Origin of the sequence: Pseudothermotoga thermarum DSM 5069 (assembly GCF_000217815.1) — a bacterium.
Taxonomy (GTDB): domain Bacteria; phylum Thermotogota; class Thermotogae; order Thermotogales; family DSM-5069; genus Pseudothermotoga; species Pseudothermotoga thermarum.
This window is the reverse complement of the sequence record NC_015707.1, coordinates 1,133,706-1,149,333: the sequence shown is the minus strand read 5'-3', so window position 1 is coordinate 1,149,333 and position 15,628 is coordinate 1,133,706. Positions and strand designations below refer to the sequence as shown.

At 41.5% G+C, this 15,628-nt stretch carries 13 protein-coding genes, 1 pseudogene and 1 CRISPR repeat array; of the genes and pseudogenes, 1 reads left to right on the top strand and 13 read right to left on the bottom strand.

What is annotated here, in order from left to right; translation table 11 throughout:
* Nucleotides 1–5: 5 nt before the first annotated feature.
* The 12 genes and pseudogenes from THETH_RS05890 to THETH_RS05835 form a co-directional block, all read right to left on the bottom strand.
* Nucleotides 6–2,198: a CRISPR-associated helicase/endonuclease Cas3 gene (locus THETH_RS05890; protein ID WP_013932452.1), complete on the bottom strand. Its 2,193-nt coding sequence runs from the start codon at nucleotides 2,196–2,198 to the stop codon at nucleotides 6–8.
* On the bottom strand, nucleotides 2,186–2,905 hold the full coding sequence (gene cas5, locus THETH_RS05885) for a CRISPR-associated protein Cas5 (RefSeq protein ID WP_013932451.1): 720 nt from the start codon (nucleotides 2,903–2,905) through the stop codon (nucleotides 2,186–2,188). Before cas5 ends, THETH_RS05890 begins: the two co-directional genes overlap by 13 nt.
* Complete coding sequence (gene cas7i, locus THETH_RS05880; protein ID WP_013932450.1) at nucleotides 2,902–3,870, bottom strand: type I-B CRISPR-associated protein Cas7/Cst2/DevR; 969 nt, start codon at nucleotides 3,868–3,870, stop codon at nucleotides 2,902–2,904. Before cas7i ends, cas5 begins: the two co-directional genes overlap by 4 nt.
* Nucleotides 3,863–5,365, bottom strand: a complete 1,503-nt coding sequence (locus THETH_RS05875) for a hypothetical protein (protein WP_013932449.1) — start codon at nucleotides 5,363–5,365, stop codon at nucleotides 3,863–3,865. Before THETH_RS05875 ends, cas7i begins: the two co-directional genes overlap by 8 nt.
* Before the next feature lie 41 nt (nucleotides 5,366–5,406).
* A complete protein-coding gene (gene cas6 / locus THETH_RS05870; RefSeq protein WP_013932448.1) occupies nucleotides 5,407–6,156 on the bottom strand; it encodes a CRISPR-associated endoribonuclease Cas6 in 750 nt (249 codons plus the stop codon).
* 13 nt (nucleotides 6,157–6,169) lie between these two features.
* Complete coding sequence (locus THETH_RS05865; protein ID WP_013932447.1) at nucleotides 6,170–7,312, bottom strand: putative CRISPR-associated protein; 1,143 nt, start codon at nucleotides 7,310–7,312, stop codon at nucleotides 6,170–6,172.
* A gap of 15 nt (nucleotides 7,313–7,327) precedes the next feature.
* Nucleotides 7,328–8,206 (bottom strand): CRISPR-associated protein Csx14, encoded by an 879-nt coding sequence (locus THETH_RS05860; RefSeq protein WP_013932446.1) that lies wholly within the window; start codon nucleotides 8,204–8,206, stop codon nucleotides 7,328–7,330.
* A gap of 251 nt (nucleotides 8,207–8,457) precedes the next feature.
* Nucleotides 8,458–8,604 (bottom strand): annotated as a pseudogene (locus THETH_RS11070) (hypothetical protein); the annotation flags it as partial.
* Between the two features lie 221 nt (nucleotides 8,605–8,825).
* The gene (locus THETH_RS05855; protein ID WP_013932445.1) at nucleotides 8,826–9,653 is read right to left on the bottom strand and encodes a hypothetical protein; all 828 of its coding nucleotides are present in this window, start codon (nucleotides 9,651–9,653) and stop codon (nucleotides 8,826–8,828) included.
* A gap of 646 nt (nucleotides 9,654–10,299) precedes the next feature.
* Entirely contained in the window at nucleotides 10,300–10,479 is a 180-nt protein-coding gene (locus THETH_RS11130) for a zinc ribbon domain-containing protein (protein WP_456153939.1), read from the bottom strand.
* A complete protein-coding gene (locus tag THETH_RS10835; RefSeq protein WP_211205294.1) occupies nucleotides 10,476–10,754 on the bottom strand; it encodes a transposase in 279 nt (92 codons plus the stop codon). The genes THETH_RS11130 and THETH_RS10835 overlap by 4 nt, the downstream gene beginning before the upstream one ends.
* Nucleotides 10,755–10,927: 173 nt before the next feature.
* Nucleotides 10,928–12,779: direct repeats of the CRISPR family, unit length 30 nt; unit sequence GTTTCCATTCCTTATAGGTAGGGTTCAAAC.
* A 294-nt stretch (nucleotides 12,780–13,073) separates the two neighbouring features.
* Nucleotides 13,074–14,102 (bottom strand): zinc-binding dehydrogenase, encoded by a 1,029-nt coding sequence (locus tag THETH_RS05835; protein ID WP_013932443.1) that lies wholly within the window; start codon nucleotides 14,100–14,102, stop codon nucleotides 13,074–13,076.
* A 77-nt stretch (nucleotides 14,103–14,179) separates the two neighbouring features.
* Between THETH_RS05835 and THETH_RS05830 the strand changes: the two genes are divergently transcribed.
* Nucleotides 14,180–14,983 carry a hypothetical protein gene (locus THETH_RS05830; protein WP_013932442.1) on the top strand — a complete coding sequence of 268 codons (804 nt, stop codon included), beginning with the start codon at nucleotides 14,180–14,182 and terminating at the stop codon, nucleotides 14,981–14,983.
* On the opposite strand, the gene THETH_RS05825 is transcribed toward THETH_RS05830, so the two are convergent.
* Nucleotides 14,953–15,627 (bottom strand): YjjG family noncanonical pyrimidine nucleotidase, encoded by a 675-nt coding sequence (locus THETH_RS05825; RefSeq protein ID WP_013932441.1) that lies wholly within the window; start codon nucleotides 15,625–15,627, stop codon nucleotides 14,953–14,955. The two genes, THETH_RS05830 and THETH_RS05825, sit on opposite strands and share 31 nt — an antisense overlap.
* Nucleotide 15,628: the final 1 nt, after the last annotated feature.

Genomic DNA, 15,628 nt, shown 5'->3' with positions numbered 1-15,628 from the left:
TTTTTCTATAGTATTTCCATATTTGAGGGCATCTTGTCCTTTGAGGGAGGCAAAAGTCCCAACTTTTGGTCGTACTCAAGATCCACTTGAAAGCAGGATAGGTCGCTTATCGGTTGGAACCAGTCTTTGTAAGCATAAAGCCAACCTATTGGCACGGGGACAAGGTATTCAACTATCTGCCAACTTTGGTTGGTTTCCATAAGTTTTCTTGCTTCGTCGAAAAATTTAGCAGGAAGAACGTCTATAGACAACTGACCTTTTCGAGTCGAGAATCTCCTTCTCATATCTTCGTCGCGAAGATCTATCGTGTAACAACCAAGCATCTTTCTGAGCTCATATAAAGTTCTTTTGCCTTCATTGAATTCCTGCTGGAATGTTTGACTTTCCCAGATGGCTTTGTAAAGCTGATCTGCCGCTTCAGCCCACTCTCTTTCAGTCGGCGTTTTTGGCAAATTCATCGTTATTTGTCGACTTTCTTGTAATATCTCCGCATCGTAAATCCTTTTCGAGTCCTCGTCTTCATATAGGGATACGAAGACTGGGGCGGCTTGGTTTGATCGGCTTGGAAATCGATTGACTCTGCCAAGTCTTTGAACTAAGGCATCTATCGGGGCTATCTGGGTGAACAAGACATCGAAGGATATGTTCAAACTAACTTCAACCACTTGGGTTGATACCAATATCACTCCTCGCATCTTATTCTGGTTTTCAATCAAATGTCTTTCTTTTTTCAAGCGATCTTTGTATATGAACCTTGCGTGCAAGAGTTTGACTTTGCGGTATCTTTGGCTTATGTTTTGGTACATTTGCTGAGCTTTTTTGACGGTGTTGCAGACTACAAGAACGTTTTTCCCTTGGTTTGCATACCGTAGGATTTCATCAACACAGTCTTCCAGTGGATTTTCTACAAGCTCAACAAAGTGTCTTCTTCGGTTCCATAGCTTCTTTTCGGCTTCGATTTCTTGTCCTTGTGGAAGGATGTTTTTGAGAAACTCGGGCATTGTGGCGCTGGCGAAGGCTATTTTTAAAGGTTTTTCGAATTCCAATGCCTGAGACAGCAAGCCAAGGGTGTAACCATCGTAACAGTGGATTTCATCGATTATAACCGTAGAATTTCTTATGAGAGTTCTTTGTATTTCCCAATGCCTTGTGTTCAGATGTGCAAGCAAAAATTGATCGAGCGTTGCAACGGTTACAGGTTTGCCAAACACCTTTGCCAAGAGTTTTTCATTCCAATATTCTTGTTCATCCTTTTCTTGCGATCTTAAAAGGTATCCTGACATTCCATGGGAGATTGAAACCTTCCGCTTTCCAAAAAGTTTTGCCAGCCTCTTCCACATGGCGTTGACTGTCGCCTGGGTTGGAAGAAGGTAGATGAGCTTTTTTGAATCCCTTGCCCAAAGTAACAGTGCCTCGGTTTTTCCAGTACCCGTAGGAGCTTTCAACCACAGGACGTATCCAGGAGAAGATAGAACCTTTCGCTGGAAATTCCTCAGATTGTACGTGCTCTTTATCTTCTCAATCCATGCATTCGATTTTCCAAGGAAGAGATTTCTAACACTCAAGCTGCTCGACGAGACAAGCCAGTCGGAAAGTTGTAAGATCGCTTTGACGTTTGAAAAATCATCAATCGGCAGATTCATAAGCTTGAGCCTGATTGTTTCAGTATCACCATCTTGATAGGTTATTTGTGTATCGAGAATTGCCGCTGGATTTTTTCCAAGTGTTAAGGCTTGCTGCGTGATCTCATCAACTGTCTGTGAATTTGGGAGACGCATGTTAATCTCCTGGAGTAACTGTGCAAGTAGTTTTTTTATGATCTCTTTATCCAAGTAATCTGGTTCCTTACTTGAACTTTCAAAGCCCTTGTAAAGCATAGGTGTGAAAGGTGAATGATGAGTCAACACCGCCGCTGTGGCAAGAAGGTTTTCATCAAACAGAATCGACTCAACAAGCATAATAAAAGGCAGAGAAGCAAGAGCATGCGGATACGCTTTCTTTGTTTCTTTTCGCACGAATTTTTGAAAACTGTGTGTGGATTTTCCTATGTCGTGGAAAGCACAAGCTAAGATGGCTCTTTGAGAAATGCCATTCTCTATGATCAAGATCTTTGCAATTTTCTGTGCAAGTTGAACAACTTCGCTGCTGTGTTTTATCAAAGGAACATCCGGTTTTGCAAGAACGTCTAAGACATCCATGTGAAATTCCTTCCTTTGAGAATTTCCAAGGTGTAAGAGTTCACTGGTTCATTTAGCACGACGTGCAAATCGTAAGGTAAAAAGGTCAGAAGCTGTTTTGATCTCGGATAACGTCTGCCATCTTTATCCACTTCAAAAGCAACAGGCATGTTCTCGCAGATTGGAGGTTCGAACTTTACGCCGCCTTTTGGTATCCAGTGGAATTTCATTTTGGATATATCCCCAGCAAGAGCTGTTCCATAGAAGGTTGTTCCGCCAACCTGCAGCTCTGCTATGTCACACTCTTCCACCAACACAAGTTCGTCTTCTCTGCCAAGCGATAGAGCGTACACAGGATCGAGGATAGCTTCTTTCAAGCGCTTCAAAAAATCCTCATCGGCTGAGCCGTATACAAGCATGTAGCGGGCGTTGAAAAGCATTTCTCGAAAGTACGGAGAGCGCTCGGAGATTTTGTAGTTGTCTATTTTCAGAATCTTCCACATATCTTTCGCAAAACCAGGTTTGTTCAACAAGAGTGCAGATACTTTCACATTTAGCAACGGACTTTCTTGACTCCAGATAGCTTTGTCCTCAAGTCCAAGTGCTGCTCCGGCAAAACCCAAAATTGTCGTTGGTGGCGGAAGGGGCAACGTTCTTTGGTAGACATGATCCAAAGGAGGTCTGAAGGAACATGCCTGCGCTATGACTTTGACCCACAACGCCTTCATATGCTCTCAACATCCTTTTTCGCTTCTTCGAAGGCTTCGTGAATGTGGCATACTGTAACTTTGTTGTGCTCCGAGAAAGCTTTCCGTATATCGTTTTCGTTGCTAAGAAAACCGGACTCAAAACCAAAGATAAAACGATCGGCGTAGTCTCCAAACTTCTTAACAGTTGAAAGGAGTGGATCTAAGATCAACTCGTATTTTCCTTGGGAGTACTTAACTTCGATGGATTCGAGAAAAACAGGATGCTTTGTTGTCAGCTTGGCATATGCAAAGAACTTGGGGGATAAATCGCTCAACAGCCTTGCCGTTCTTCCTCCACCCCAAAGCGTTTTCACAGCTTCAAGCAGCCATTTCAGTCTTTCAACGCGTTTTTCCTTTGGTAATACCCAGATTATTCGACCATTCTTTTCAACTCTTTCGAGGTCCTTCAGGTGTTTCCCTGCTTCTTCACCGATTTCCAAATCGCTGAACACTCCGAGTCTATCCAATTCAACGAGTATGTTTCCTCTGAAAAGGTTTGCGTATACCTCCGTTTCGTACATATTTCCACCTTCGCTGGCTTCCAGACCGAATCTTTGGAAATTTCTTGTTCCAAGGTCTCTGTCACCTTGGTACTGGAACAAACCTATAGCCGCGGAGACCCTAACGGGGGATGTTCTTTTCCTTCCGCCTGGTTCCATGTAGCCGAAAAGATCTTCGTCGATGAATTCCCAAGGTCTTACCGGTGGGAGAACTTGTTTGTTCTCGACCTTAGCCGCCAAATCGGAGACTTCAAGGGAGAAGTCCTCAAACCTGTCTTTGATTATTCTTCTGATGCACTGCCCCGAGTAGTAGGGTATGAAATTCCCATCCGGTAAAGTGACTTTCTTGGCGACTATTACATTCCCTTCGGTGTGAGATGAATTCACGTTACCGACTGAAACCTTTGAAAGATAACCTATGCAGACTGCCTTTGGTTTATTCATCTTTCTCGCCTCCTTGTCCCTCGTTTCCACCCTTTAAGGTCCTCAGATAGCTGTTCATGGCGTATATTGACAGAAGTGTTTTCACTCTCACCCAAGGTGTGTTGAATATCTTGGATTCTTCCTGAAGCTCAACTATCTCCCTTGGAACCATCATTTCGAATCGAAACTGCGCGTCGTTGAGTACTTTGAGATACTCTTCAACGTTTTTCGCGTTTCTTAAGGCATAAAGCACGCTCATGTCCTTTTTCTCAGCAGACTGTTTTCCAAGGTTTGATCCAAAACCCATGAGTACTTTTATCAGTTTTTCCTCCATACTAAGCACCTCCTTGCAGTAGTAATCGATCACATTCACAGTTCCCCAAACAAGAGGCGTCTTGTTGTCGCTTCTCAGTTTGCCTTCAAACAGGTAATCCTCAACATACGGCAACGGATCGGAGAATTCGAGAATTGCCCAGGCTATCTTTTCGCGCCAGATCGTCTCTTCTCTCTGTTTTTGGCTGACTGTAAACTGCCTGAACACTTGTGTGAGAGCTTGCTTTGGATTCTGCGAATCTGCCAATGCTGCGATCCAGCCTTCGTAGAGTTTATAAAGCGCATGAAGTTGCGTGATATTTGAAAGATGGCGCGCTTTAAATACCTGTCTTGTACCTTCAATCGATCCGCTCAAGCAATACAAACTCAGTTTGCTGCCTTTTGAGCCAACAGCAGCAGTTTCCACGCCGAAGATCGATGCCAAAATCTTTCTTCTCTCATCTGAAAGCGTTTTGGAACTACCAATATGTGAGAACAATTCCAGCAGCAACGCAAGAATTGTTTCATGTGGATAATCACCGTAGAACGGAAGCTTCACATTTCCAGCTTTGCTTTCTGACAGTTTGAGATAGTCAATCACTTCTTTGCGCAATAGTTCAAGGTCTTTCAGATCTCCGTGGAACAGGAAGATGTGCAAGGTCTGGCGACCTTGCACAACCCAGAGGAGGGATAGATAACACGCCACCCCGGCCACGGCGCATCGAGGGCAGAGCAGTGTTCCTTTTTTGGAACCAGAATAGAAATTGCCAAACTTGTCAACTGCCGCAACCATTGGAAAGATCCACATTGAGGTGTCAACGACCAAGCCATGTGTTCCGCAAATCTCGCAATCTGCTATCTTTGATTTGTATTTTAAATTCAGCTCTGGGTTCGCTGGAGCGGTTCTGTATTCTTTGCCTGCAACGCTGATTTTGTTGCTCGACGTATCGTTGACCTTTATGAAATGGCTTGCTGGGGCTATCCAACCGAGTTTTGGGTAAGTAACCAGCTGTTTGGTATTCTGATCATAATATTGATCCATCTTACCGGTGGGTTGAAGAAGGTCGTTCCGCAGTTCTCTTAAAAGATCATTTGCGGGGTAAATTCCAGGTCCTTTTTTGATTAGAAGGTGAACTAAACCATTGTCTATCCAGAAGTTTCCTGTCGGAGTGTAATCCACTTTAATTGGTGGATTGGTATTCACTTTTTTCGAACTTGCTTTGGATTTGCCGAAAACTCTTCACCTCACTTTCCTTGGACAACTTCGCAGCATCCATAACCCAGAGAGTTTTTCGAGCCCAAGCCTGCATCGAGCGCCAGTTTCAACAGCTTTGGATTTCCCCTTAGTTCGTACTCTCCCATCCAACCTTTGATCCAGGTGTTTTTGTAGGAAGTGATGACAAAGTGTCTCCCGCCGACTTTCACAGGTTCGATCAAGAACCCATCCTCCGAGAGGTTTTCTCCATAGACGATGAAATACTTTTTCTCGAGGTTCTGTTTCACAAGTTCGTTAAACCTTTCCTCAAACGGCGAATAATAATGCGTCTGTTTGTTTTGATCGGGTTTTTCGAAAGTGCTGTAGACGACTATCGGGGAAAGCATCTTCACCCGTATTCTGCTTTCGTTGACATCGTTATTCATGGTGGCTATCTCGCTTATCTGTAGTAGATTCTCACCGAGCCGTATGTATTTCTTTTTTAGAAGTCCAGAACCGAGTTCACGCATTATTGAGTTCATTGGGGAACACACAACCAGTTTCACCGGCGGTTCAAAGATTATTCTCTTTGTCGATTCTTCAAATACGCTTTTGCCCATGAGCCAAGAAAAGGTGAACATCTTGAAACTTCTTTTTCCAAGCTCAAAACCGTGTTCGTGTAAATAAGCTCGAAAAGTTGGATCATCCATAACGTTGTAGATCATCGCTTGGATCATGTGATTGTAATTCACAGGAAGATTGATCTTTTCATCGCTTTGAAGAGTGATTGTCAGCCTCATCCAACCACCATCCTTAAGGGTTTCTGTTGACATAATCGTGTGTTCCCACGTGCCTCAAAAACAGCATACCGTTTCTTTCCTCGCAAGAGACTCTCCAACCTTCGTTGATTCTGAAATGCCCAAGTCTGTCTTCACGGTTTTTATAGTTTTCGTATAACAATCCAGGATCGGCTTTTAAAGCTGCAATCCCTTTTTCGGAATAGTTCACCGATACTTTGGCAAGAGTGAGTATCAAGTCAACTTTTTGCTTGGAATTTGCGATCTGTTCAAAGTCCTTCAGAAAACTTTTCTCGTAAACGATTTTTGGAAAGGTCAGTTTTTCCAGTTCCATGTTTTTCAAGATCTCGTACTTGTTCTCGTTCCAAACCAGTAAGCCCCATTCGCTCAAGGTTGCTCTACCATTTTGGTCTTTTTCAAGGTATATCTCAGGTATGTTCGAAACCTCGTGTGGCTCGGCAATGTAGCAATGTTCCATCATCGCAAAAAGAACCACTTTTTCTTTCAGTATTGGTTGATCTTCCATCTTTATGGGTAATTTTGGGATCCTTATCAAATCCGCCGAAGGTGCTTCAAATATGTAGATGACTTCATCCGCGTAGAACATTCCCAAGGTGTTCATAACGCTTTGAAAACTTTTGAACCCTCCGACAAGGTTGAAGACGACATGATAACCTTCTTCCCTGTAGCCTTTTGCAACCTCATAACACCATTTGACGATGGCTTTCATCCCTTCTGAGAAATTCTTCGTTGTCGAAACGTCGAAGTTGGGTGGTGTGAAGATTTGAACATTTTCCACACCGAATTGCCTGAGACGTTCCTGAACAAGCTTTGCCGTGCTGATCCCTTGATAGGTATCGGTGGACATCAAAACATGGATGCTTGTTGGATCTGGTTTTTGGTTGTTGAAGTAGCTCAATATTCCATTCAGCTCGGCGCTCATGCGTTTGATCTCCTGAACAGTGGATAGCTCAAGTCTTTTTCCAACTTGATCTATGAGTTTCTGAAGAACCTCTTTTTGATCCTCTTTCAAATCTTTTTCCTTTAGGTTGGCAGTTTCTCTGAGTAAAGATTGAAGCTGCTGATCCTTCACCGCCGCGTTTGTCAACAGACTTGTACCAACTGTTGAAACCATGAAAATAAGTTTTGCTGCTTTCATCGTTCTCACCCCCAATTAGTCCTCGGATTCAAATATCGGCATGAACATGGTGATTAAGACCTTTCTGTTGATTTTCATATCCTCTTTGCCGAGAAAGTCCCTTAGTTTATTGTTTATGTTCTGCAAATGGTTCGCAACGGTTTGTTTTTCGATGTACATCTCTCTTGCTATCTCTTCGTTCGAAAGTCCCTTGCAAACAAGCTTCAACAACTGTCTTTCCCTTTCTCCGAGGTGCTGTTCCACAAATTCGCTAAGCTTTTGTTGGTTCGCCTTCTTCGTCAGTTTTTTGTACCAGATGGAGATTTCCTTGGGATCATTCAGCTGTGCAACCTGTTCCATGAAGGTATCCGCTTCAGACCAACGTATGACCGGCATGTCTATAAGCCAAGCTTCCTCGTGTTGTTCAAGATGAAATTTTCTTTCACAGCCAGCCTTCCAATTCTTTGTGATCAAATACCAAAGTTTGTCCTCCTCACCGAACAAAAGCTGTGCTACAACGGTGGCAACGACCCCCATCACCTTACGCCCACCCGAGATGGACAGATGCACGATTCTACCGCTCTTTTTTTCATCTCTTACGACTTTATAGATTGTTCTAAATAAAGCGTTCAAAGCCTCTTCCGAAGTGAAATCGCTTAAGATCACATTGTTATGTTGAACCGGTTCGCAAGTTAAGGTGATGTTAGAATAGTTCTCGTTCTGTGAAAACTCCTGCTTGAGCGTTGCAAGGCCATTTGAAACGTTATTGTCCGAGGTGTAAATCACCACGACCTTTTCAACCAAGTACTTTTGTTCAAGCAGTTTGTCGAGAGTGATCGTGACTACCTGTGGCTCAGTGCCGAGAGTGGCTATCAAGACAGAAGATTTCCCACCACGTTTTTTCCTTGCCAACACAGCTATCACCTCTTCAAATTTACCTTGTGTTCGAATCTCTATGAAGATTAACTTTTACACAACTTTCGATGGTAAATTTTTACCAATCAAGTGCTATATCCACCTGAAAGATATGTCGCTAAGAACATAGACTGCGAAAGATACAAGCCCCCACGATTTGGCAAGCGCAGGCAATTCATACACTGTTCACATTAATCTTATAATACGATTTTGCCACATGCAAACAGAGAAGCAAAATGAAGGTGAAAAAACTATGTTTGGGAAGAACCTTTCCATCTTTCGAGGAAAGCTTGAAGGTGGGGTTTTTGCGAGGAGGAGAGATAGTCGCGGACAAGATTTATCTCTTGGTCGTATTCTTCCTTTGAGAGATTTCCTCTAAAAAGCTCGAAACGAAGGTAAACAAGAAAGGAAGCTCAAAAACTAATCCGCTCGAAGATATCGTACTAAGTGAGGTAAGCGCCCGAAATCATAGACACTTTTCCATGAACTTTTCCTAAATGGAATTGTGCACAGCAAGGCTTTCTTAACCGAAAAAAGCAAGCTAAAATACTCCACTTGCGAACAATACACTTTTGACATGCTTGTTTTTAAGTATCCGCGTTCAGATCACCTCCTATAGTCACATTTCATCTAATTCTGGCATTTGCTTTAATTCTGGCATAAGTAGTTTTGCTCCAAAACCTAAACTTATTCTGTAATACACTACAGATGGAGAAAGATAATTATATGGAAATTCTCTTCCCATTTCCGTAGTTTTTATCGGATCATCTGGTTTGCGACTTTCATCTCTGTGATAACCTAAATCAAAAACGTGGCTGTCATCATTTAATCCCATATAGAATCTGATATCCACTCTATCATTATCTTCTGTATTACATAGTGATAGTGCATCTCGCACCTTTTCTGAGTTTTGAATCACATTTACCGGGCAAATATCTCTAAGTTCTTCAAGAGCTACTTCATCACCAATTATTCGTTTTATAAGTGGTCTGTCTTCATTGAGTTTGTCTAACACTTCCCGCATTTTATGCTTTCTTTCAGAATTTTCCAAAGTGATTTTACATAGAAGTGAATACATGCCACGCATTGGAGCTATCGTATCTGGATATTGTTCCATGCATGAGAAAAATCCTCCCGTCATTTTTTCAATCTTATATCTATTTTGCCCTAGAACTTGCAAAAGATAAATTGAAAACAGCATTCCTCCACCGGAATGATCACCTAAGATTGGTGATTCATCAAAAGTGTCCATGTATATGACATATTTTCCAAAGTCTTCAAGCTTATCTAATTTCAAATCTGTATAAATCTTCTTGAAGAATGCATAGCTTAGCTTCCTGGTAAGCAACTTATGAAACGCAATTTCGTTTGTGTTGTGACATATATAGAACTTCAGCAGCTGACCATCTTTCATATATGCGAGTTTTAAGTTTCCATATACGGTCATGGTAAATTCATCATAAACAATATGATTATTAAAAAGATCTACAACGTTTAGTTTTAGATTATCTTGACTCGAATCCTGGGCGCATAGAGTAACATGTACTGTTCAATTCCTTTAGGACATCTTCATATTTAAAATCCAAACCTCGGAATTTCTTCAAATTAACTGCTAACTCATCGTATGGACGTTTTAAAAAAGAGAAAGTTATAAACCCTGTGGATTCGTGACTATTTCGCATTTCTTCTTTCATTCTTTGCGGTATTTCTTTTCTTTCGACTCCCATTTTTACTCCCATCCTTCCAGTTTCCATTCCTTATAGGTTGTAATGCCATCAAAATCCTTAGGCAGGTTCTCATGCACTTTCAATAAGCACATAACTCTCATAATACTACCTTGGATTCTTGTGACTCAGGCTGTTGTGTGGATATTGATTTGCTTGATTTTATCAGCCTTCATCATACCTCCTCGTCCTCCTTCCTTTCCACCCACGTCAACAATCAGTACAAGAGCCCAGACAATTTTGCGCCCGATTCTTGTTGTCAGTATGAAACTATGATCAGGGATACTGCATCCATTGGAAGAATTCAAACAGAAAATAGTCGGGACGGAGTGAAATGCCATCCACCTGAAGAGGCGGAGGCTTCCTGCTTCATCGACCAGACTTGCTGCCAAGCTTCTCACCAGCAGTAGAGGTCCAATCTCCACAGGCGTCTATTCGGGCTGTTCCTTCCCTACTCGAGATTACATAATCCCTCAGATTCCTCGCTGCATTTTCGTCTCGATCATGCATGCTTCCATATCGCGGACATTTCCAACTTCTATCTCTCAAGCTAAGATCTTTATTAATATGTGTTTTCCCAATCTTGTTCTTGCCAATCCCTTTATGTTCAATCTTTCTACCACCACGACTTGGTTCTCGTCTATGATGGTTTTGAATATCTTGTGCAAAAAGTCTTTCTTTGAGTTACTCACATATTCATATTCCTTTGCAAGCCTTCCTCTTGCTTTCTCCCTGTTTTTAGAACCTTCCTTTTTTCTTGATACCAGTAAATACAAAAGTCCTTTCTCAAAGTCTACCTTAATTGTCTGGTTCCCATTCTTCAGATATTGGTTGTTCGTTGTATATGACTGCTTGTCTTTCTTTCTCTTAAACTTCGGTACTCCAAAATGCTTTGGATCTCTGAAGAAGTTTTTGAATGCCTTTTCTTGCTGAAGCTGTACATTTGCAAGAGCAAGGTATCTACCCTCTCAAGAAAGGATAGCAAGATCATATTGCATTTTCCATTCCTTATAGGTAGGGTTCAAACTGAAGAAGTTAAAGATGGAAAATGAAGCTGTGAAGCGGTTTCCATTCCTCATAGGTAGGGTTCAAACGCCTAACCAACTGTTGATGTGTCTAATTAAGTCTTTGTTTCCATTCCTCATAGGTAGGGTTCAAACATGGCGAAAGGACTCAATGAAATAGCAGACGAAACATACAAGTTTCCATTCCTCATAGGTAGGGTTCAAACCATAATGATGGTGGAAATTATCATCGCAGACTGTACGTGTTTCCATTCCTTATAGGTAGGGTTCAAACGCGAGCAAAGCAAGTGAGAACCTTATTGCCCTTAGGCCGTTTCCATTCCTTATAGGTAGGGTTCAAACCAGACGTAGTAATCGATTGTAAAGCAACAGATACAATCACGTTTCCATTCCTTATAGGTAGGGTTCAAACACTGGCAACAAGGTTACAGAAGTTGCCAGTTTCAAAGCGTTTCCATTCCTTATAGGTAGGGTTCAAACACGCAATCTCGTCAAGTGTTCCGCTGATTTGTGAAATGTTTCCATTCCTTATAGGTAGGGTTCAAACCGTGCCAAGCTGGGCGGAAGATTGGTTTGCGTGTAAAAGTACGTTTCCATTCCTTATAGGTAGGGTTCAAACTATAGGTGCACTCGTTACGCAGGAAAAGCTAAAGCGGTTTCCATTCCTTATAGGTAGGGTTCAAACTTAAGGTTGCCTACTGAGCTACATGAGAAGCTAAAGAGTTTCCATTCCTTATAGGTAGGGTTCAAACAAACAGAATCCAAGTCATAGCAGCGATCGCACAACAGTTTCCATTCCTTATAGGTAGGGTTCAAACGCGCAAAAAACGAAAGGAGGGACAGCATGTCAGTGCTGTTTCCATTCCTTATAGGTAGGGTTCAAACTATACACCAATCACCATGGCTCTGCTTCAAAAAGCAGTTTCCATTCCTTATAGGTAGGGTTCAAACACAATAGCTCGTCCACATAACCCCGGGCTGACGCCTGTTTCCATTCCTTATAGGTAGGGTTCAAACTTGGCAACCAGGTAACCAGGGTTGCCAGTTTTGCGGTGTTTCCATTCCTTATAGGTAGGGTTCAAACCCAAGAGCATTTAAAGTTACAGATGAACAAAATCCGCGTTTCCATTCCTTATAGGTAGGGTTCAAACATAGACCATACCGGTTGAGTAGAAGAAATATAAAATGTTTCCATTCCTTATAGGTAGGGTTCAAACATGATCCAGAAGTGCTTCAAGAATTGCTTGAACAACTGTTTCCATTCCTTATAGGTAGGGTTCAAACAAGCGCGTCAAAACAAACGAAGTCATATCGGTATCTGGCGAGTTTCCATTCCTTATAGGTAGGGTTCAAACAGTAAACCACAAGCCATTCCTGCTTTTGTCAGATACAGTTTCCATTCCTTATAGGTAGGGTTCAAACGGGTGGGTCCAATTAAAACTTCGTATGGAACGAGAATGTTTCCATTCCTTATAGGTAGGGTTCAAACGGCCCATGGGTAGGCATAAGTAACAGAGAAGATATAAAGTTTCCATTCCTTATAGGTAGGGTTCAAACGATGGATGTGTTTACACAACAACAACGCATCCAGACACGTTTCCATTCCTTATAGGTAGGGTTCAAACATGAATATATGCCACTCGTCTGTATATCCCACTACGTGTTTCCATTCCTTATAGGTAGGGTTCAAACGTATATGGTGTGAGTGTAGAGCTTCAAAGTTCAAAGTTTCCATTCCTTATAGGTAGGGTTCAAACAAGACCAACCACAATCAAAAATGAATACGTTGAATACGTTTCCATTCCTTATAGGTAGGGTTCAAACCCGTTTTCTCTATATGTGATTATACCAGCATTTTTGGATTCCAGTCAAATTATATCACTTTTGCTTTTGTCAAGTCAACTTTTGGAATGTTTGCATAACTAATTTGTCGTCGACCTGGGGGGTGAAGGAGGTCTTGCGATTCAGAGTTAAAAATATCTAACTCGAGTTTTGTCAGTCGTAGTGTATAAAAACTGTTTGTCGTCGACCTCCAGTAGTTTTTGCATTATCATAGGTCGACGACAAGTTAGCTTTGCGAAGTAATTGCTGCCTTTTGTTTGAGTAGGCAGGGTACTTTTAGACTGTCAACACTATTTTTCCAAAGTGTTTTGATTGTTCCAAATATAGATGTGCCTCTCTTGCTTGTTGCAATGGAAAGATTTTGTCAACTATTGGTTTTAAAACACCTCGCTCCATAAGCTGGGTTATTTTGAAAAGGTCGGCTCGACTGCCCATGTACGCTCCAAGAAGTTCTATTTCTCCAACAAAAAGATACCTTATGTCTATCTGCGCTTGGCTTCCAGTCGTTGTGCCAAAAAAGACAAGCTTTCCACCTTTTTTAAGGCATTCAACGCTTTTCCAAAACGTTTGAGCTCCAACATGGTCGACCACTAAATCTATTCCTTCTTTGAAAAGTTCTCGGACCTTCCTTGGAATGTCATCGGTGTAATGGTTTAGCACAACATCTGCTCCAAGATCTTTGCATTTTCTCATTTTCTCTTCGTTTCCAGTTGTTGTGATGACAAAAGCTCCCAATAGTTTTGCAAGCTGTATCGCCGCCACTCCTACTCCAGATGAACCAGCCCATATCAATACTTTTTGATGTGGCCTTATTTTTCCCTTACTCACCAAGGCATTCCACGCTGTGAGAAAAGTCAATGGATAGCTTGCGGCTTCTTCAAAGCTCAAATTAGATGGTTTTTTGATCACATTTCTTTCAGGAACTTTGACAAACTCGGCATAACCACCTTTGTTCTTCATTCCCAGAATATCGTAATCTTTGCAAAGATTGTCTCTACCGCTTTGACATTCATGGCACACTCCACAGGAAAGTCCTGGGGCTATTATGACTTCATCTTTTTCCTTTACATTTGAAACCAACGAACCAACTTTTTCGACGATCCCACTTACATCAGAGCCAAGTATGTGTGGTAGTTCTGGTTTCACAGCCAAAGCCCCCGTTCTCACCCAGATGTCAAGGTGGTTCAAGGCAACTGCCTTAACTCTAACAAGAACCTCATCTTCACGTATCTGTGGCGTTGGAAAATCTTCAACGTAATGCAGATTTTCCACCCCACCAAAATCTTTTAGTATCACGGCTTTCACGATATCACCTCCAAATGGTATTTCTTGTGTTGAATTTTACCACTTTTGTTGCTAAATTAATTGTAGGGGGCCGAGGTGTGAATATTGAAGCCGTGACGAACGAGATCAAGCTGGTGGCAAGCCGGATTTCAAATCAAAAGCTTTGGGTTATAACTGAAAACGCTTTCAAGGAAGCTTTCAAAATGACGTTTATTCACAAATATTACGCTTTTAAGTTTTTCCTTGCAGCAAGTTATAAGGCGTTGAAGGCACTTGCAAAATATTTCAAAGAATCGTTTCAGGCAAAAGGTATCAAAGGGATTTTGATTGAAGCACCGATAAGGGCAAAGAACAAAGCCGTTGAGAAGATTAACCAATTTTGGAAGGATTGGAAGAGCATGGATGAAAAAGAAAGGTTCGATAAGCTTTTAGGATACGTTGTATTTGGAATATCCGCTGTGATAACAGGTGGGGGATTTGATTTCGAAGGTGGGATACCGGATACAGATATAAAACTAGGTGGAATAGGTAGTCATAGAAATTTGCTTTCTCATACGATAATCATAGGCTTTATCAGCGAATTTGCAATAAGATTTGTGACACAACTTGCAGTTGAAGCAGAAAAAGAAGAAATTGCGGAGAATCTTCCTTTCATAAAACTACTTGCGGAATTTTCAAGAAAGTATCAAGATTACTTGGTCAATGGTATGTGGTTTGGTTTGTTTGTACACTTTTTGAAAGATTCAAAAATCTTTTCAAGCTCAAGAACAAAACCTTACGTTGGCTTGAAAAATCTCACAGTGAAGCAGCACAAACAAATCTTTGCCGCAAACGCTTTCACATCGATGGCTTTTTCAGTCGGGAAAGCAAATCACAACAAAAGGCTTAAAAGTTCGTCGTAATTTTTCACCGTCTTTCCGGAAAAAGAACAAGCGCCGGTGGGATCGAACAGTATGAAATCCACATCGGCGTTTTTGGATGCTTCAAAGTCTATAACTGGATCATCACCGACGTAAACAGATTTTTCCAAACTAACTCCACTCATCTTGGAAGCAACGTGGAAAATTGTTGGATCAGGTTTGGGTTTTCCAACTGCCTCGGAAGTCAAGACAAATTCGACAAATCTTTCCAATTTCAAGAGTTTACACCTTTTCTCTTGCACAGCCTGAACACCGTTTGTCAAGATTGCCATCCTTTGACCTTTCGATTTGAGTTTTTCAAGAAATTCTTCAGCTCCAGGCAAAAAGTACGCAAGGTTTGAAAGTTTTTCAAGGTAGTTTTCAGCAATTTCAACTGTGTTTAAATCAGTTCGACCAAGTAGATTCAAAAATTCTTCAAACCTTGCGACGACGATATAGTCCTTTGGATAAAGCCCCTTTGCGTAGTATTGCCACCATTTTTTGTTGATCAAGACATATTGGTTGATCAATTCATCGGTCAAATCGAAACCCTTTTCCTCAAAAATGCTTGTAAGGGCTTCTTTTTCAGATCTTGAAAAATCAAGCAACGTGTTGTCAAGATCAAAATAAACCATTTCGTATTTCAAA